The sequence below is a fragment of the Mycobacteroides chelonae genome (assembly GCF_016767715.1).
GTDB classification, from domain to species: domain Bacteria; phylum Actinomycetota; class Actinomycetes; order Mycobacteriales; family Mycobacteriaceae; genus Mycobacterium; species Mycobacterium gwanakae.
Window position 1 is genome coordinate 3,240,189 of sequence record NZ_CP050145.1, and the last position, 17,410, is coordinate 3,257,598.

Below are 17,410 nucleotides of genomic sequence, written 5' to 3' on the forward strand. Positions count from 1 at the left end.
TCAGATCTTGATCGGGTCGCCGTAGATGGCGAACTCGGTGTGACCGAATCCGGTGGACACACGCAGTGAGGCAAAGGACCGAATAGTGACATCCCCTCCGCAGGCATCGGCCTTCACGTGCACGTTGTCCAGATCCAACGCCCCTGTATTGCCCGACGACAACACCATATTGCCCAGCGGCAGATTGACAATGACGCCTGGTTGCAACACCGTTTGCACAAAGCCGCTCACTCCGGCACTGCCACCAACGCCCACTGTTTGCAGCGGAAGCACGCCAACGTTCACTGACGGCGCCACGCCAGCAGATCCGCCGATCTGCAATCCGGATGACACGTCGGACTGGCAACCGAGCTGATAGCCAATGAGGAAGAGGCTATCGGTAATCGGGTTGGCACCACCGGTCGCGGTCGCGGTGCCCGAGAGCGTAATGAAGGCCTCGCGTGAGTTGGCGGCCCCGGCCAGGTTGGGCACCGAATTGACACGTTCGTTGTCCAGCCGGATCTCAAGATGCCATCCATCGCGCGTGGTCTTCGAATATAGCTGCGGTGCCATATCTTTTGGCTCCGCGACGGCCGTGGCCACCTCGGTTAGCCCCGCCGCGGCCAGGAAGAAGCCTGTGCATATAAGGCGCGCAATCATGAGATCCACCATTCAACGCGCAAGCTCACAATCAACGAAACTCCATAGAAAGAGGCAGAAGTCGCCACGAGAAAACAGTCCAATCATCGGAAATGGAGCCGCCCAGGCGTACGGAAAAGACGCGTTGCACGGCTGGTGAAGGTTCGGTTCGCACAAGACGGGTAGTCATCACCGCCTCGGCAGCACTCAGCGCCGACTGATCCCTAGATACAGAAGTCGTTGCCACCCAGCATTATCCGGGGCATGTGAAAGTACCGCACTGCGACGTGACGTCAACAGAACCAACAGTGCCGCGGCACCAAGCGAAAAGACCCACACGGCGAGCGGCAGACCGACCGGCTGCACAATCAACCCAAGCCGGATACGGGTGACGGCCATGCCGTGCTGCACGGGTTCCCAATGATGAACCTCGGCAGTGTCATACAACGAGGCCGAGGTCGCCGCATTTGCTAAAAGCGAACTCTCACTGGGCAACAGGCAAGCGCTTCCGAAGAACAAGCACAAAATTGCCAGTACGACCGCAGAGCGCAGCTGGTACTTAGATACCCCGCGGCCCGGCATGTCAACGATGGTACCAGGCAAATTTCGCTGCTCTAGTACTAAGCCTTGTAGCCCCTAAATATTCTCTGTCACAGCTGTTTTCGTTCTACAGTGTCAGCGATTTCGTGATTGGGCGTATTACTTCGCATACATGAGTTCGATCGGCACGCATCTGGGCTTTCAAAGCCTGAGACTGATGCCAGTGGCGGGGCCTACATATCAGCTGACGTCTTCACGAATCACGCATACTATTCGGATTTGCCACTATCGCCCTCTGCTCAGAGCCTGCGGTCTATGCCGCTAGGTGGCGGCGCGTGACACGAACCGGGCCACCGCGCTGGCGTTCGCCGCCGGATGCGTGTGTAGATACGAGGCGTGAATGCGCCCCTCCCCCGCCACCACGCCCTCGCGGCGGATGCCGCCGACAGCGCCCCAGGCCCAGGCGGGCTGTCGGGTGTCGTCGCGGTAGTCGACCGTGGTGCGATGAAACTCATGCCCGCTCAACCGTTCTCCCTCATCAAAGAGGGTGGAGCCGGTGATCGAGACCGCCTCGCGGTATCCGAGGGTAAGTGAGTCGGTGAAGCGGGCTTGCGCGTCGATCACGCCACACATCGGAGCCCCGTCGAGGTCGTTGCACAGGTAGGTGAGGCCCGCGCATTCGGCGTGTATCGGTCCGGACATGTCACGGACCTGTTGACGCAGTGGCTCATTGGACGACAGATCGGTGGCGAACTGTTCCGGGAATCCTCCCGGGAGCACCAGAGCTGAGGTCTCGTCGGGCAGGGCATCACGGCGCGGGTCGAACTCGGCTACCACCGCACCCGCCGCGGCCAACAGCTCACGATGCTCGGCATATCCGAACGTGAACGCATGACCCGCCGCCAACGCGACCACCGGCTCGCCGGCCACCGGGGCGCCGACAACGTCCACCGGATCCCACGCAACCGTCGCCACGTCGCTACGCGCGGCAGCGACGATCGCGGGCAGGTCCACATGTTCGGCGACCAAGTGGGTCATCGCGTCCACCGCGTCGAGGGCAGCCTGGCCATGTTCGATAGCCGTCACCAGCCCCAGGTGGCGCGAAGGAACCGACAACTTCTCGGTACGCGGCAGCGCACCCAGTACCGATAGTCCGGCACGATCGGCCGCCGCCGTGAGGATCGCCCGATGCCGTGCCGAACCAACCCGGTTGAGGATCACGCCAGCGATCCTGATGCCCGCCTCCGCGGCGTACACCACGAATCCGTGCAACAGTGCCGCCAGGCTCTGGCTGTGCCCCTTCACATCCACGACCAACACCACCGGCGCGTTCAGGAGGCCCGCGACCTCGGCCGTAGAGCCCTTTTCATCGGTGATACGCCCATCGAAGAGACCCATGACCCCTTCCACCACAGCGATATCCGCGCCGTGCGCGCCGTGGCGGAACAACGGGCCGATCAACTCCGAACCCACCAGCACGCTGTCGAGGTTGCGGCCCGGCTTACCGGTCGCCAGGCTGTGATATCCGGGATCGATGTAATCCGGCCCCACCTTGAACGGGGCCACCGCGTGCCCGGCCCGTCGCAACGCGCCCATCAAACCCGTGGCCACCGTGGTCTTCCCGCTTCCCGAGGCGGGAGCGGCAATCACGACCGCGGGAACGCTAGCGGACCCCACGCTCTACCATTCGATACCGCGTTGGCCCTTACGGCCCTGGTCCATCGGATGCTTGATCTTCGTCATCTCGGTCACCAGGTCGGCCGCATCCAGAAGCTGTTGTGGCGCGTCGCGTCCGGTGATGACCACATGCTGTGTGCCGGGGCGGGAACGAAGTACTTCGACAACTTCATCCACATCCACCCACCCCCACTTGAGCGGGTAGGTGAACTCGTCGAGCACGTAAAAGCCGTGTTCCTCCGCGGCCAGCCGCCGCGCGATCTCGGCCCATCCGGCGGCCGCATCGGCGGCGTGGTCGGTCTCGGTACCCGACTTACGCGACCAGGACCACCCTGAACCCATCTTGTGCCATTGCACCGAGCCGCCGATCCCGTGCTCGTCGTGCAGCTTGCCGAGCTCGCCGAAGACCGACTCCTCACCGACGCGCCACTTCGCACTCTTGACGAACTGGAACACAGCGACGTCGGCACCGTGATGCCAGGCCCGCAACGCCATACCAAAAGCGGCTGTGGACTTACCTTTTCCGGCACCCGTGTGCACAGCCAGTATCGGTGCGTTCCTCCGCGCCTTGGTGGTGAGCCCGTCCTCTGGCACCACCAACGGTTGTCCCTGTGGCATTGAACCCCTCCGCTATCTCACGCGGCGGCAGTGGCGCCGCGCACCACGCCGGCAAGCCGGTCGGCGTTCAGATGATCCAACTGCATCACCGGCGCATCAAGCTGCTGGGCCAGTGTGACTGCCAGATCCATTCTCACGAAAGAGGTCTCGCAATCGATCACCACACACGCAACCTGCTCGGCGCGCAACATCCCTGCGGCTCGACGCGTCCGGCCCAACGGATCCGGCCCGCCGGTAGCCCGGCCATCGGTGAGCACCACCACGAGCGCGCGGCGATGCGGATCGCGGCCTCGCTCACGGGCCACTAAATCCCGAGCCGCCAAAAGTCCTTGTGCCAGCGGTGTTTTGCCGCCAGTATCGAACTGCTGCAGCTTGCGCCCCGCGATATGCGTCGAGCTCGTCGGCGCCAGCAGCGTGGCCGCCTGCTGACCGCGGAAGGTGATGACCGCAACCTTGTCGCGTCGCTGATACGCATCACGCAGCAGCGACAAGGTGGCACCACTGACCGCCGACATCTTCTGACGTGCCGCCATCGACCCGGACGCATCGACTACGAAAATCACCAGATTGCCTTCGCGGCCTTCCCTGATGGCCCACTGTAGATCGGACAGCACCGGTTTGGGCAGCCTGCCGGGTTCGGTCACCCGGCCAGCCGCGGACATCAGCGTGCCGATTACGTGTACCCCGAATCCCTCATCGGAGCTCGGGGCGATGACCTTGCCGGTGCGGTTGCGTGCGGCCGAGCGTCGTCCCGGGGCCCCCATACCGACGCCGGGCACCCGAAATGTCTTCGCACGAAAGGTCGCAGAAGGCGCCGGGCTCTGCCGCGGCGGCGCCGGCGCCGCTGACGAATCCTGCTGTGAATCATCGTTTTTGGGCGGGTTCGCGGAAGGTTCCGGCGTGCCGCCACCGGGGCCGTCCGGATCGGGATCCGGATCGTCGTTGCCGGGGCCGTGATCCTGCGGCGGCGCGCTATCGCGCATCGCCTGGTCGAGCTGTTCGGGATCCAGGCCGGGTTCGTCGAACGGGTCCCGGCGCCGCCTGTGAGGCAGTGCCAACTCGGCGGCCACCCGGATATCGGGCTCGCCGACCACCTCGGCACCACGCCATGCCGCATGCGCGACGGCGGCACGCGCCACCACCAGATCGGCACGCATCCCATCCACATCGAAGGCCGCGCACAACGCCGCGACACGCTGTAGCTCAGCGTCAGGCAGGACGACTCGCGGCAGCAGGCGCCGGGCGTCGGCAATCCGCGCCGCCAGCTCGGCCTCCTCGGATGCGTAGCGCGTCACGAACCCCGCCGGGTCAGCCTCGTACGCAAGGCGCCTGCGGATGACCTCGGCGCGCACCGCCACATCGCGTGAGGCATGTACATCGACCGCGAATCCGAAACGGTCGAGCAGCTGCGGGCGCAGCTCCCCCTCTTCGGGATTCATGGTGCCGATCAGTACGAATCGCGCATCGTAGGAATGAGATACGCCATCACGCTCGACATGCACCCGGCCCATCGCCGCCGCATCGAGGATCACGTCAACGAGATGGTCATGCAGCAGGTTGACCTCGTCCACGTAGAGCACGCCGCCGTCGGCACGCGCCAGAAGCCCTGGGGAGAAAGCGTGTTCGCCATCGCGCAAGACCTTTTGCAGGTCGAGGGATCCGACCACCCGATCCTCGGTCGCGCCGATCGGTAGCTCGACCAGTCGCGCACCATCGACCGTCCGCAGCACTGACGTCAACGCACGAACCGCCGTCGACTTGGCAGTGCCCTTCTCTCCACGAATGAGCACTCCACCGATATCGGGGCGCACCGCAGAAAGCACGAGTGCCAGCCGCAACTGGTCGTGCCCGACTATCGCACTGAGTGGATACCCCGGAACGTCTGTGGTGCTAGCCATTTCCGGCCATCCAGGTCATGGGCACGTGCGCAATCTCGTCCTCGAGGAATTCATCACCGGAGACCACGAATCCCAGCTTGCCATACATGTCCTTCAGGTGTGCCTGCGCATTCAAACGACAGCGTGCGCCGTCGATCTCTGTCAGTACCGCACGCACCAGGTGCGCCGCATGCCCGCGGCCACGCTCGTGCGCCGCCGTACACACCCGCCCGATCCAGAAACCCGATCCGCCAGGATCCGCGAGCACGCGCAGGCCGCTGACGACATCGCCGTTCTCGTTCTTGATCCAGAAGTGCCGGGTCTCTGGTTCGAGATCACGACCATCGAGATCCTGATAGGCGCAGTTCTGGCCGACAATGAATGCTTCGGCACGCAACCGCAGCAGTCCGTAGAGTGTCGCGGCGTCCAGGTCAGCGGACCAGGACCACCCCGTACTCACTGCTCCAGGCCGAGAACCTGTGTCCCCCAGTCCCATACCTCACCGAACAGTGACGGCTCGTCCGACAGGCTGATGCCGAGCGACGGAATCATTTCCTTGAGCTTGGGCATCCAGTTCGCGAACCGGTCGGGGAAGCAACGCTGCATGACGTCGAGCATGGCGGGCACCGCGGTGGAGGCACCCGGCGACGCTCCGAGCAGGCCGGCGATGCTGCCGTCGGCCGAATTGAGCACCATGGTCCCGAATTCGAGCGCACCACCCTTGCCCTTGGCCGGCCGAATAACCTGTACGCGCTGCCCGGCGGTGATCAGCTCCCAATCGGAACGCTGTGCCTTGGGCGCGAATTCACGCAGCATGTCGATTCGGTCGTCCGGTGTCAGACGCAACTGGCTCAGCAGGAAGTTCACCAGACCGAACTCCGTCAGACCCACACCGATCATCGACGCCAGGTTGTTGGGCTTCACCGTCGAGGGCAGATCGGTGATCTTGCCCATCTTCAGGAACTTGGGCGACCACCCGGCGAACGGTCCGAAAAGCAGCCATTCCTTGCCGTTGATCACGCGAGTGTCCAGGTGCGGCGCGGACATCGGCGGGGCACCGAGCGGCGGGAAGCCGTACACCTTGGCCTTGTGTCCCTCGGTGAGATCTGTGTTGTTGGTGCGCAAGAAGGCACCACTCACCGGGAACCCGCCGAAGCCCTTGGCTTCGGGGATTCCGGCCTTCTGCAGCAGACCCAGAGCTCCACCACCGGCGCCGACGAATACGAACTTGGCCTTGAGCTTGCGCTTCTCGCCCGTACGACCGTTGACCAGCTTGAGAAGCCATCCACCGTCGCTCTCACGGCTGATGTTGCGGACCTCGACACCGAAAATCGCGTTGGTACCGGTACGGACTCCGAAGCCCACCAGCTGCTTTGACAGCTCACCGAAGTCGACATCGGTGCCGTCCTGGCTCCAGTTCAATCCCACCGGATCGGAGAAATCGCGTCCGGCGGCCATGAGCGGCAGTCGGCGCGCGAACTCGTCGTCGTCGTTGATGAACTCCATCTTCGCGAACAGCGGGTTGCCGACCAACGCATCGTGGCGCTTACGAAGGAACTCGACCTTGTCGGCTCCGTGCACGTAGCTCACATGCGGGATGGGGTTGAGGAATCCGCGGACGTCGGGCAGCACACCGTTCTCAACGGCGTAGGCCCAGAACTGGCGCGACACCTGGAACTGCTCGTTGACGGTGATGGCCTTGGTGATGTCGATCGAGCCATCTGCCTTCTGCGGCGTGTAGTTGAGCTCGCAGAGCGCCGAGTGCCCGGTACCCGCGTTGTTCCACGGGTCGCTGCTTTCGCTGGCGGCCGCATCAAGGCGCTCGATCAAGGTGATCGACAGGTCCGGTTCGACCAATCGCAGCAAGGCGCTGAGCGTCGCGCTCATGATCCCTGACCCAATCAGGGCAACGTCTGTCTGCTCCACCTGCGCTTTTGACACCGGTTCACTGTCCTTTTCGAATCTGATGGAGTGGCAACGCTTCGCCACTACCGGGGAGTACACACAGGTTATCGCGCGGGTAATTCAGTCATTCCTTCAACTAGGCTATGCCCGTGACATGGGAATCCGATGTCCTCGATGGCTACCTTCGAAAAACCATTGAACTGGGCATTGACCCTGACGGCGAAGGTGTAATTACCGCCACACTGGTGCGGCCGGAAATTCAGCCGGATACCGGGCGCGCGGTGCTGATGGTGCACGGATATACCGACTACTTCTTCCACACCGAGCTTGCCGAACATTTCTCGGCTCGCGGCTATCGCTTCTTCGCGCTCGACTTGCGTAAATGCGGGCGTTCCCGGCGCGCTCACCAAACCCCGCACTACATCAGCGACCTATCGCTCTACGACGCCGAGCTCAACGCCGCGGTGAACATCATCACCGGACACAGCGCAGGTGCACCGCTGCTCGTGTACGGGCACTCCGCCGGCGGTCTGATCGTCTCGCTGTGGCTCAACCGTCTACGGGTGTCCACCGGCCTGGGCGATGTCTCGGGTCTCATCCTCAACAGCCCCTGGCTGGATCTTCAGGGCCGTCCTCTCCTCCGCAGCGGCGGCACCACTGCGGCCGTCAAGGCGATTTCGAGGTTCCGCGCCAAACAAGCGATTCCGCTTCCGCACGAAGGCGCATACGGAGCGAGCCTGCACAAGGATTTCCACGGAGAGTTCGACTACAACCTGGAATGGAAGCCGGTCGGCGGATTTCCGGTGCGGTTCGGGTGGATCAGTGCGATCCGGCGTGGGCACGCCGAACTACATCGCGGCCTGGACGTCGGGGTGCCCAACCTGATCCTGCGCTCGGACCGCAGCCTCCCGGGCGACGTCAGCGCGGCGGCGGCACTGCACGGTGATGCGGTGCTGGATGTTCAGCAAATCGCGCGCTGGGCGGGATGCATCGGCAACCATCAACGGGTCATCCCGATCCCCGATGCCAAACACGATGTGTTCTTGTCGGTCGCGGAACCACGCACACGGGCCTACGGGGAGTTGAACTCCTGGCTGGACTGGTACGAGGCGGGCAGCTAGCTCACCAGGAGCTGCTGCGCAGGACCACCTCGGCCGCCAGTTCCGGCGTGAGGTCACGAGTCGCCGATCGGCGGCCCATCAGTTCGACAATCCGATAGTCGCCGTAGACGAAGCGCTGGCTGGCGCGGGCGATGGCACGGGTCGCGTCCGAGGTGACCAAGACGGTGGTATTGATCTCCACCGGCGGGCAGTGCTTGTCCCGGATCAGCCCGGCGCGGTCGGCGACCCGCGGGTGTCCACGGTCGATCGCCACGAGACCAATAAACCTGTCGAGTTTGCTGGCAGCCAGATCCCAGGCCAGCTCACCGCCCGCACGATCTCCCACCAGGAGCGCAACCTTGACGCCGATGTCGTCGAGCACTCCGGTGATGGCTTTGGCGTGAAGATGTGGGTCGTGGCCGATCACCGCGGTGCGCAGCCCCGCGGTGTGCAGCCGCTCGCATACCGAGCGATAACTGAGCGCGAAATGCCCGGCAGCGGCCAGCATGACGACGGTGGTTCCCTTATCCGGCCCCGAAACGTTGACCTGCACCGTACGGCCGTCAATCGTGACGACCTGGTGCAATTCACCGTCACGCGCAGGTGGAGGCCCTGGGCGCGGGGGGCGAAGCTCGGGCGGCGGACTCATAGATGAGCCGCTTGCGCGAAGACCTTGGGCATGGGCGCACGCTACCTGAGTGCGACCGTTCCGGTTGGGCTTTTAACCAGCCCTTTCAGGAAACTTTCACCCAGAGCCGTCAGGTGCGTTCGATCTTGTCGACCTGTTTCGCCACGATGTCCAGGAAGGTATGGGGCATGGTCGCGACTGCCTTGACCGACGGATCGCGCAGGTCGAAGGATGTCGCCACCATCGCCACGCCCCGGATATTCGCGAAAGCCATGTACCGGGAAGTCGTGCCCTTGGGCATGATCATTGTTTGCTTGTAGACGAGGACGCCGACAGGTCCGCCTTGCACCGGATCGGTGATCATCGGCGTCCCGGGCGAGTTCTTGTCGAAGAACACCTCGTACTTGGCGCACCGGGTCGCCACCGCTTGCACGTTGGCCAGGTCGATGGTGTCGCGCAACAGGCTGACGATGATGTTCGCGCCGTTGAACCGCGCGATGTATCGCGCGGTGTTCTCGGGGCCCGCTCTACCCGCATTGGCCAAACGGGGCGACAAGCCGTCCGCGCATCCTTGCGGATTCGAGGGCATCGCACCGATTACCTGCTGGTTGTTGACCGTCACGGGCCCCAGATCGGCGACAACCCTGTCGTACTTGGCGCCCTGCGGCAGCTCATCGGCCGTCAGGAGCGACTGCGCGATGCGCGCCCCCGGCCAGGTGGCGGTACCCGACACCGTCTGGGTGCAGCCCACTAGCGCCAGTGTGAATGCTGCGATAGCTGTGATGTTCCTGAAGCCCCGGTGCACCCGCACAGGCTATTCGACCCGCGCCCCAATCACCGACTGTGCTCGATTACCGGATATGACGGCTCCGATCCCGGACGACCGGCGTCTTGCCACACGGCTGCCAGCGCATCGACGTCGATGTGGGTGTCGATGAGATCGGCCAATCTGTCCAGCTGAGCCGCACGGCGGTCCGCGACGTTGGTGTCCGCCGCGACGGTGAATCCCGAGCGTCCGGCCGCGGACGCCGCCTCGGTGAGCCATCTGCGCCGGAAATCGTCGTTGTCCAGCAGTCCATGCCAATGGGTGCCCCGGACCGCACCGTGGGCAGCGCCCTCGTGATGATCGGTCAGCCACGGCAGCACCGCCGAGCGGGTGACCGTTCCGTGGTGGATCTCATAGCCGCTCAGCCCCGGAGACTGCCAGTGCCGCAGCGTCTTAACCGGTTGGAAGGCGATGTCGATATCGAGCAGACCCAAGCCACTGACCGTGCCGGCACCCGACTCGACGCGATCATCGATCGTGGTGGCAAGCATCTGGAACCCGCCACAAATGCCCAGCACCGGGCCGCCCGAACGGGCATGTGCGACAACCGCGTCGGCGATCCCGTTGCCCCGCATCCAGGCCAGATCGGCGACGGTGGCCTTGGTGCCGGGAAGGACCACCACATCGGCATCGGCGATGTCGGCGGGATGAGCAACCCACCGCACGATCACCCCGGGCTCACACGCGATGGCCTCGATATCGGTCGAGTTGGAGATTCGGGGCAGGCGCACCGCGGCCACCCGGAGCCATTCCCTCCCGATGGGTGTGGCGGGGCGGCCCACCTGAGCCGATGCCACCACAGAGACCGAATCCTCTGCATCAAGCCATAATTGGTCGTCGTAGGGCAGCACACCGTAGGTGGTTCGGCCGGTCAGCGCGGCAAGCTGCTCGAGTCCCGGATCCAGCAGTGTGCGGTCACCACGAAACTTGTTGACGATGTATCCGGCGACGAGTCGTTGATCCGCGGGCTCGAGCACGCCCACCGATCCGAACAGGTGGGCCAGCACACCGCCCCGGTCGATATCACCGACCAGCACCACCGGCAGGCCCGCTGCCTGTGCCAGCCCCATGTTGGCGATATCGGTCGCTCGCAGGTTGATTTCGGCGACCGAGCCGGCACCCTCACAGATAACCACATCGAATTCCGCACGCAGCGAACATAATTCCGTGGCCACCACCTGCCGCAGTTCCTCGCGATGCTCGATATAGGAACGCGCGCTAACGTTCCCTGTCGCCTGCCCGCGTACCACCAGCTGCGAGGTCCGGTCACTACCGGGCTTGAGCAGTACCGGATTGAATCGGACCGAAGGTTCCAGGCCGCAGGCGCGTGCCTGCAATGCCTGCGCGCGTCCGATCTCTCCCCCGTCCATCGTCACCACGGAGTTGTTGGACATGTTTTGTGCCTTGAACGGCGCGACACGAATCCCCTTGCGGGCCAGTAGCCGACACAGGCCGGTCACCACCAGACTCTTACCGGCGTCGGAGCTGACGCCCCCTACCAGCAGCGCGCCGGACACGGCGCCCGTCATGGCAGTGTCAGAATCTCTACTCCGTCGTCGGTGACCACCATGGTGTGCTCGAACTGCGCGGTCCATTGTTTATCGGTGGTCGCCACTGTCCAGGTGTCGTCCCAGATCTCATAGTCCAGCGATCCGAGGTTGATCATCGGTTCGATGGTGAACGTCATGCCCGGCTCGATGACGATGTCCAGATTGGGGTCATCGTAGTGCGGCACGATGAGCCCGTTGTGGAACGTGGGGCCCACACCGTGCCCGGTGAAGGAGCGAACCACGTTGTAACCGAAACGCTTTGCATAGGCCTCGATCACCCGTCCGACGACGCTGAGTGCCCGGCCCGGCTTGACGGCATTGATGGCCCGCATGGTTGCCTCCCGGGTGCGGTCTACCAGCAGGCGGTGTTCCTCGGAGACATTCCCCGCCAGGAATGTGGCGTTGGTGTCTCCGTGCACGCCGTCGATGTAGGCGGTGACGTCGATGTTGACGATGTCGCCGTCCTCGATCACGGTCGAGTCCGGTATCCCGTGGCAGATGATCTCGTTGAGCGACGTGCAGCACGACTTGGGAAATCCCTTGTACCCCAGCGTTGACGGGTAAGCACCCTGGGAAACCATGTAGTCGTGGGCGATCCGGTCCAGCTCGTCGGTGGTGACCCCGGGGGCCACGGCCTCACCGGCAAGCGCCAGCGCCTGCGCCGCGATCCTGCCGGCGACGCGCATCTTCTCGACGACCTCGGGTGTCTGAACGTACGGCTCCCCGATGGCCTCCGCGACCTCGGACTTGCCCACGTATTCGGGGCGGTCGATCGACACGGGAACCTGGCGCTCGGGAGACAGCGTTCCCGGACGCAATGCGGCACGAACAGTCATGAAGGCAGCGTAGCGGGGCCTGCCGAGATCGCTACGCGTTGATGACGATGGGGTCGCCGATACCGACGGTGTTGTAGTACCAGGCCGCGTTGTCGGGACTCAGGTTGATGCAGCCGTGGCTGACGTTCGAATTGCCCTGCGCTCCCGTAGACCACGGGGCACTGTGCACGTAGACGCCACCCCAGGTGACCCGCACCGCGTAGTACACGGTCAGCTTGTAGCCCTCCGGATCATTCAGCGGAATACCGATGGTCCGCGAATCCATGACCACCGGACTCTGCTTTTCCAGGGCGGTGAACGAGCCGACCGGTGTGGGGTGCTTGGGCTTTCCCATCGACGCGGGCATCTCACGCATGACCGTGCCGTCGATCTTGACCGTGAAGGTGTGCGCGCTGATGCTGGCGATGCCCAGCACCTCCGAGCCGGTCTGGAACTTGTACTTCATACCGCTCACGCCGTTCACGGACACCGTGATCGACGAATGCGCGGGCCAATACTCACGAGGAGTGAAACGAACCGTCGCATCGTCCACCCAGCTGAATGTCCCGGACGGAACCTTCGACGCGGAGAAATTGATGGAACGCTCCGCGGCGGGCCGATCGGCGACAGGGGCCGCGAAATGAACCGTCACCGGCATGGCCACCCCGACCGTCTGACCCGGCGTGGGTGAGACGGATGCCACCCCGCGAGGGGATGCGGCCGTTGCCTGGCCGAGGGTCGCTGGTGTGGTGATGGCCACGTTCATCAGGAGGCTGGCGAGCCCGGTCACCACAAGCACACTCCGAAATGCTCTGCGCAAGCTCTCGATCCTCCCTGGATGCTGTTTTACTACATGGTAGTTCGTAATCGCCCGGCGGAACGTTAGCGACAGCGAGCACAATCGGCTTCATGGGGCTGTCCGCCGGACTCACATTAGAAGCGATTGTGATCGACTGCCATGATGCGGCCACACTCGGCCGTTGGTGGGCCGACGCGCTGGAGTGGCCGTACGCGATCGACGATGACGGGGCCGTCGAGGTGTTCCAGCCCGACCGACATCCACCGTCCTTGTTCTTCCTGGGGACCCCCGACCCGAAGGTGGCCAAGAACCGGTTGCACCTGGACTTTCGCGGTGCCGACCAGCAGGCTGCGGTGGATCGATTTCTAGAACATGGCGCTACCAGAATTGACGTCGGCCAGGGCGAATCGAGCTGGATCGTGCTCGGCGATCCCGAGGGCAACGAATTCTGCGTACTGGCGCCAAGCGCCGACTAAGCCAGGTAGTCCGGCGGCAGCGACTGGAACATGACGCGGGTGGCCCGCACAGCGGCTTCCGAGCCGCCGCCCCCGACGATCAGCGTGGCGAAGGCCATGTCGCCGCGATACCCCGCGAACCAGGCGTGTGAACCGCCCGGGAACTCGGCCTCACCGGTCTTCCCGTAGACAGAACCCTCGCCCTTGAGGTCCATCGCGGTGCCGCTGAGCACGGTCTCGCGCATCATTCCACGCAGGCCGTCGATCATTGTGGACGTCACCGGCGGACGCTCACCGGTGATTCCGGTGGTCTGGCCCGAGATCAGCTGCGGTACAGGCGTTTTTCCGTTGGCGACGGTTGCCGCGGCCAGCGCCATGCCGAACGGCGTGACCAGCACCTTGCCCTGCCCGAAACCGTCCTCGGTGCGTTCAGTCAGGTTGACCGTGGGCGGCACGTTTCCGGAGATGGTGGGGATCCCCGCGACGTCGTAATCCGGACCGATGCCGAATTGCGAAGCGGCGACGGTCAAACCGTCCAACGGCATCTCACTGGCCAGTTTGGCGAAGGTCGTGTTGCACGAATTCGCGAAGGCCCGCCACATGGGCACCGTGCCGAGATCGAACTCGTTGTAGTTGGGGATGCTGCGGTCTCCGATGGTGACTCGCTTCGGGCAGCCCACCATGGTGTCCGGAGTGGCCATGCCGCGCTCGAGCGCCGCACCCGCGGTGATGATCTTGAATGTCGATCCGGGCGGGAACAGACCCGTGGTGGCCAGTGGACCGTCGGCGTTGGCAGCGGCGTTCTGCGCGACCGCCAGGATGTCCCCCGTCGACGGCTTGATCACCACCATCATGGCCTTTTGACCGCGAGTGTTGACAGCGTTCTGCGCCGCGTTCTGCACGGCACGATCCAGGCTGATCGTCTTCGACGGAGCCGGATTGGGTTTCACCTCGTTGAGCACCGCGGTGTCAACACCGTTCTGGTTGACACTGACCACCCGCCAGCCGGCCTCGCCATCCAGCTCATCGAGCACTGCCTTCTTGACCTGCGCGACGATATCGGGTGCGAAGCGATCATCGGTGGGCAGCAGATCGGCGATCTGCGTCATCACCACGCCGGGTCGCAATGCCCCTGGCCGCGTCTCCAGCGCAATGGAGACCTTGTCCCAATCGTCCTTGCGCAGCGTGATGAGATTCATCGGCGAGGTCTGGGCGCTCGCCTGCTCAGCCAGCGAGGCAGCGTTGATCTGGTCGTCGTAGGGCCGGATGGCATCGGCCAGCGCGGTGGCGGTGCTCATCAGCGATTTACCGGCCTGCGACGCGTCGAAGGAGATCTTGTACAGGTTGGCCGGCGCCAGCACGGTGGTACCGCCCGACTCGTTGACCGTTGCCCGCTTGGCGGGATCGGTTCGCAGCGAGAGCGATTGGCGCTCACCGAGTTTGGGATGCAGGTCGCTCGGTGCCCAGCGGACCTGCCAACTGCCCGCGGTACGCAGCATCTCTAAGCGTCCGCTATAGGTCCAGGTGCGCTTTCTGGGCAATTGCCAGACGTACGTCGCGTCGGCGCTACCGGTGTCCTGAGTGTATTGCGATCCGTTCACGGCGGCCTTGAATGAGGTTGCCTGTAAGCCCGAGAAAGCTTGATCCAAACCCACTTTCGCGCCATCGGGGTCATCGGTCATCTTCGCCGCCGAGGCGGTGTCACCGTTGGCCAGCGCCTCGAAGAACTTCTCTGCGACCGGGCCGGGCCCGTCGGGGCGCGGGGTGCACGCGACCGCGCCGGCCACCAACAGGGCGGTGCCGAACAACGGCAGGGACCACACACGTCTGAACATCGGGTCGATGTTATGGCCGTGAGCCTCCAAAACCCCGCAGGCGCACGGGCGTAGCGAGCACTAGCTCGCCAGAATCAGCTAACGAGAACCGTCGCGAATGTGCCGATGCGCGTAAATCCTGCCCGGGCATAGGACGCACGGGCCACTTCATTGAAGCTGTTCACGTACAGGCTGGGGATGCGGCTGCTGCGATGGACCGCTGCCGCCACGGCGGCCACCCCAGCAGTGCCGAGCCCGCGGCCACGGAACTCCGGGTCAACCCATACGCCCTGGATCTGGCTCACGCACCGCGATTGCGATCCGACCTCCGCTTTGAAAATGACCCGCCCATCCTCGAAACGTGCCCACGCCCTGCCCGCCTCGATGAGGCCGGCCACCCGCCGCCGGTACCCACGGCCGCCATCACCGTTGCGCGGATCGACACCCATCTCGCCGATGAACATCTGGATCGAAGCGTTCAAATACGGGTCGAGTTCCTCGGCGCGCACCTGCCGTACCGCGGAGTCGACGGCACATGTCGGCGCGTCGAGCATCGCCAGCAGGGGCTGGCAGGCGCGGACTTCGCGCGCGGGGCCCCAGACCGGATCGAGATGGCCCCACATGTCGAGCACCACATCGGCCGGGCCGACCAGGGAGGGGCAGATACGGTGCTGCTCAATGGCGCGTTCGGCAAACAACCGGGTGGCCTCGGGACCGCCGGCCAGAGGAATGATCGTGGTCCCGACGAAGCACAGGGAATCGGTCAACACTCCCGTGGACCAGATCTCGCCACCGATGGCCGTGGGATCGGCACCGCGAGCCTCGACGCGTGCGGCGAGCATGCAGGAGGCCACCGGGTCGGCGTCCAGGACCGCACGCACCGCCTCAGTATCCGATAGTCCGAGGACGCGAACGGCATCGGACGACGACGCTCCGGGCGCACCGTGCGCCGGCAGTGTTGTCGTCATCGGCAATCGCTCCCGTGTGTCCCGTTACGCCGAGCTTTGTTCAGCTTACGGTCACGACCGGCTGGCCAGGAGGAGTTCCGTCGGTTCCGATCTCGGTGCCCATCTCCTCGGCCAAGCGCATGGCCTCATCGATGAGTGTCTCGACGATCAGCGCCTCCGGCACGGTCTTGATGACCTCGCCCTTCACGAAAATCTGCCCCTTGCCGTTTCCGGACGCCACGCCCAGATCGGCCTCGCGAGCCTCACCCGGTCCGTTCACGACGCATCCCATGACCGCGACGCGCAGTGGCACCTCCATACCCTCAAGCCCGGCGGAAACTGCGTTGGCCAGGGTGTAGACGTCCACCTGCGCGCGGCCACAGGACGGGCAGGACACGATCTCCAGCTTCCGCGGACGCAGATTGAGCGATTCCAGGATCTGGTTGCCCACCTTGATTTCCTCGGCGGGTGGCGCCGAGAGGGACACCCGGATGGTGTCGCCGATGCCCTTGGACAACAGCGCACCGAAGGCGACGGCCGACTTGATGGTGCCCTGGAATGCCGGGCCGGCCTCGGTGACACCGAGGTGGAGCGGGTAATCGCATTGCGAGGCGAGCAGTTCGTAGGCAGCGACCATGATCACCGGGTCGTTGTGCTTCACGCTGATCTTGATGTCTCCGAAGCCGTGCTCTTCGAACAGGCCGGCCTCCCATAGCGCCGACTCGACGAGTGCCTCCGGTGTCGCCTTGCCGTACTTGCCCAGAATGCGCGGATCGAGCGAGCCGGCGTTCACGCCGATGCGGATCGGGATCCCGGCGTCACCGGCGGCCTTGGCGACCTCCTTGACGCGGCCGTCGAACTCTTTGATGTTCCCCGGATTCACGCGCACCGCGGCGCAGCCCGCGTCGATCGCCGCGAAGATGTACTTGGGCTGGAAGTGGATATCGGCGATGACCGGGATCTTGCTCTTACGGGCGATCTCGGCGAGCGCATCGGCGTCCTCCTGCCGCGGGCAGGCGACGCGCACGATGTCGCAGCCGGAGGCGGTCAGCTCGGCGATCTGCTGCAGGGTCGAGTTCACGTCGTGGGTCTTGGTGGTGCACATCGACTGGACCGACACCGGCGAGTCGCTTCCCACTCCCACGCTTCCGACCATCAGCTGACGTGTCTTGCGCCGTGGCGACAGTGTCGGCGGCGGTGCACTCGGAATGCCCAGGCTGGTCATGTGATCCTCCGTTTGG

16 protein-coding genes are annotated in these 17,410 nt (G+C 64.4%); 2 read left to right on the forward strand and 14 right to left on the reverse strand.

Annotated features, from left to right (window positions below):
• The 6 genes from HBA99_RS15935 to mqo form a co-directional block, all read right to left on the reverse strand.
• The gene (locus tag HBA99_RS15935) at positions 1-639 is read right to left on the reverse strand and encodes an MspA family porin (protein ID WP_030093970.1); all 639 of its coding nucleotides are present in this window, start codon (positions 637-639) and stop codon (positions 1-3) included.
• An 840-nt stretch (positions 640-1,479) separates the two neighbouring features.
• A complete protein-coding gene (locus tag HBA99_RS15940; RefSeq protein ID WP_109494469.1) occupies positions 1,480-2,835 on the reverse strand; it encodes a cobyrinic acid a,c-diamide synthase CobB in 1,356 nt (451 codons plus the stop codon).
• 3 nt (positions 2,836-2,838) lie between these two features.
• Positions 2,839-3,453 (reverse strand): cob(I)yrinic acid a,c-diamide adenosyltransferase, encoded by a 615-nt coding sequence (gene cobO, locus HBA99_RS15945; protein ID WP_030093973.1) that lies wholly within the window; start codon positions 3,451-3,453, stop codon positions 2,839-2,841.
• A gap of 17 nt (positions 3,454-3,470) precedes the next feature.
• The gene (locus HBA99_RS15950; protein WP_070952663.1) at positions 3,471-5,351 is read right to left on the reverse strand and encodes a VWA domain-containing protein; all 1,881 of its coding nucleotides are present in this window, start codon (positions 5,349-5,351) and stop codon (positions 3,471-3,473) included.
• Positions 5,344-5,790 carry a GNAT family N-acetyltransferase gene (locus HBA99_RS15955; RefSeq protein ID WP_081347764.1) on the reverse strand — a complete coding sequence of 149 codons (447 nt, stop codon included), beginning with the start codon at positions 5,788-5,790 and terminating at the stop codon, positions 5,344-5,346. Before HBA99_RS15955 ends, HBA99_RS15950 begins: the two co-directional genes overlap by 8 nt.
• On the reverse strand, positions 5,787-7,271 hold the full coding sequence (mqo, locus tag HBA99_RS15960; RefSeq protein ID WP_044104074.1) for a malate dehydrogenase (quinone): 1,485 nt from the start codon (positions 7,269-7,271) through the stop codon (positions 5,787-5,789). Before mqo ends, HBA99_RS15955 begins: the two co-directional genes overlap by 4 nt.
• Before the next feature lie 107 nt (positions 7,272-7,378).
• On the opposite strand from mqo, the gene HBA99_RS15965 reads away from it, so the two are divergent.
• Positions 7,379-8,356 carry an alpha/beta hydrolase gene (locus tag HBA99_RS15965; RefSeq protein ID WP_057966783.1) on the forward strand — a complete coding sequence of 326 codons (978 nt, stop codon included), beginning with the start codon at positions 7,379-7,381 and terminating at the stop codon, positions 8,354-8,356.
• 1 nt (position 8,357) lies between these two features.
• Here the strand turns inward: HBA99_RS15965 and HBA99_RS15970 are convergent, their stop codons facing one another.
• The 5 genes from HBA99_RS15970 to HBA99_RS15990 form a co-directional block, all read right to left on the reverse strand.
• Complete coding sequence (locus HBA99_RS15970; protein ID WP_078285373.1) at positions 8,358-8,984, reverse strand: alpha/beta fold hydrolase; 627 nt, start codon at positions 8,982-8,984, stop codon at positions 8,358-8,360.
• A gap of 109 nt (positions 8,985-9,093) precedes the next feature.
• Entirely contained in the window at positions 9,094-9,714 is a 621-nt protein-coding gene (locus tag HBA99_RS15975; RefSeq protein ID WP_057966784.1) for a hypothetical protein, read from the reverse strand.
• An 83-nt stretch (positions 9,715-9,797) separates the two neighbouring features.
• Positions 9,798-11,318 carry a cobyric acid synthase gene (locus tag HBA99_RS15980; protein ID WP_070923654.1) on the reverse strand — a complete coding sequence of 507 codons (1,521 nt, stop codon included), beginning with the start codon at positions 11,316-11,318 and terminating at the stop codon, positions 9,798-9,800.
• Positions 11,315-12,175, reverse strand: coding sequence for a type I methionyl aminopeptidase (gene map / locus HBA99_RS15985; protein ID WP_044103988.1), 861 nt, complete (start codon positions 12,173-12,175; stop codon positions 11,315-11,317). The genes HBA99_RS15980 and map overlap by 4 nt, the downstream gene beginning before the upstream one ends.
• 31 nt (positions 12,176-12,206) lie before the next feature.
• Positions 12,207-12,947 (reverse strand): L,D-transpeptidase, encoded by a 741-nt coding sequence (locus HBA99_RS15990; protein ID WP_044104075.1) that lies wholly within the window; start codon positions 12,945-12,947, stop codon positions 12,207-12,209.
• A gap of 116 nt (positions 12,948-13,063) precedes the next feature.
• Between HBA99_RS15990 and HBA99_RS15995 the strand changes: the two genes are divergently transcribed.
• Positions 13,064-13,429 (forward strand): VOC family protein, encoded by a 366-nt coding sequence (locus HBA99_RS15995; protein ID WP_070923653.1) that lies wholly within the window; start codon positions 13,064-13,066, stop codon positions 13,427-13,429.
• Here HBA99_RS15995 and HBA99_RS16000 read toward each other — a convergent pair.
• The 3 genes from HBA99_RS16000 to ispG form a co-directional block, all read right to left on the reverse strand.
• Positions 13,426-15,243 (reverse strand): penicillin-binding transpeptidase domain-containing protein, encoded by a 1,818-nt coding sequence (locus tag HBA99_RS16000; protein WP_044103989.1) that lies wholly within the window; start codon positions 15,241-15,243, stop codon positions 13,426-13,428. The two genes, HBA99_RS15995 and HBA99_RS16000, sit on opposite strands and share 4 nt — an antisense overlap.
• A 74-nt stretch (positions 15,244-15,317) precedes the next feature.
• Positions 15,318-16,190 (reverse strand): GNAT family N-acetyltransferase, encoded by an 873-nt coding sequence (locus tag HBA99_RS16005; RefSeq protein ID WP_057966788.1) that lies wholly within the window; start codon positions 16,188-16,190, stop codon positions 15,318-15,320.
• A gap of 40 nt (positions 16,191-16,230) precedes the next feature.
• The gene (ispG, locus tag HBA99_RS16010) at positions 16,231-17,394 is read right to left on the reverse strand and encodes a flavodoxin-dependent (E)-4-hydroxy-3-methylbut-2-enyl-diphosphate synthase (protein ID WP_057966789.1); all 1,164 of its coding nucleotides are present in this window, start codon (positions 17,392-17,394) and stop codon (positions 16,231-16,233) included.
• Positions 17,395-17,410 lie beyond the last annotated feature (16 nt).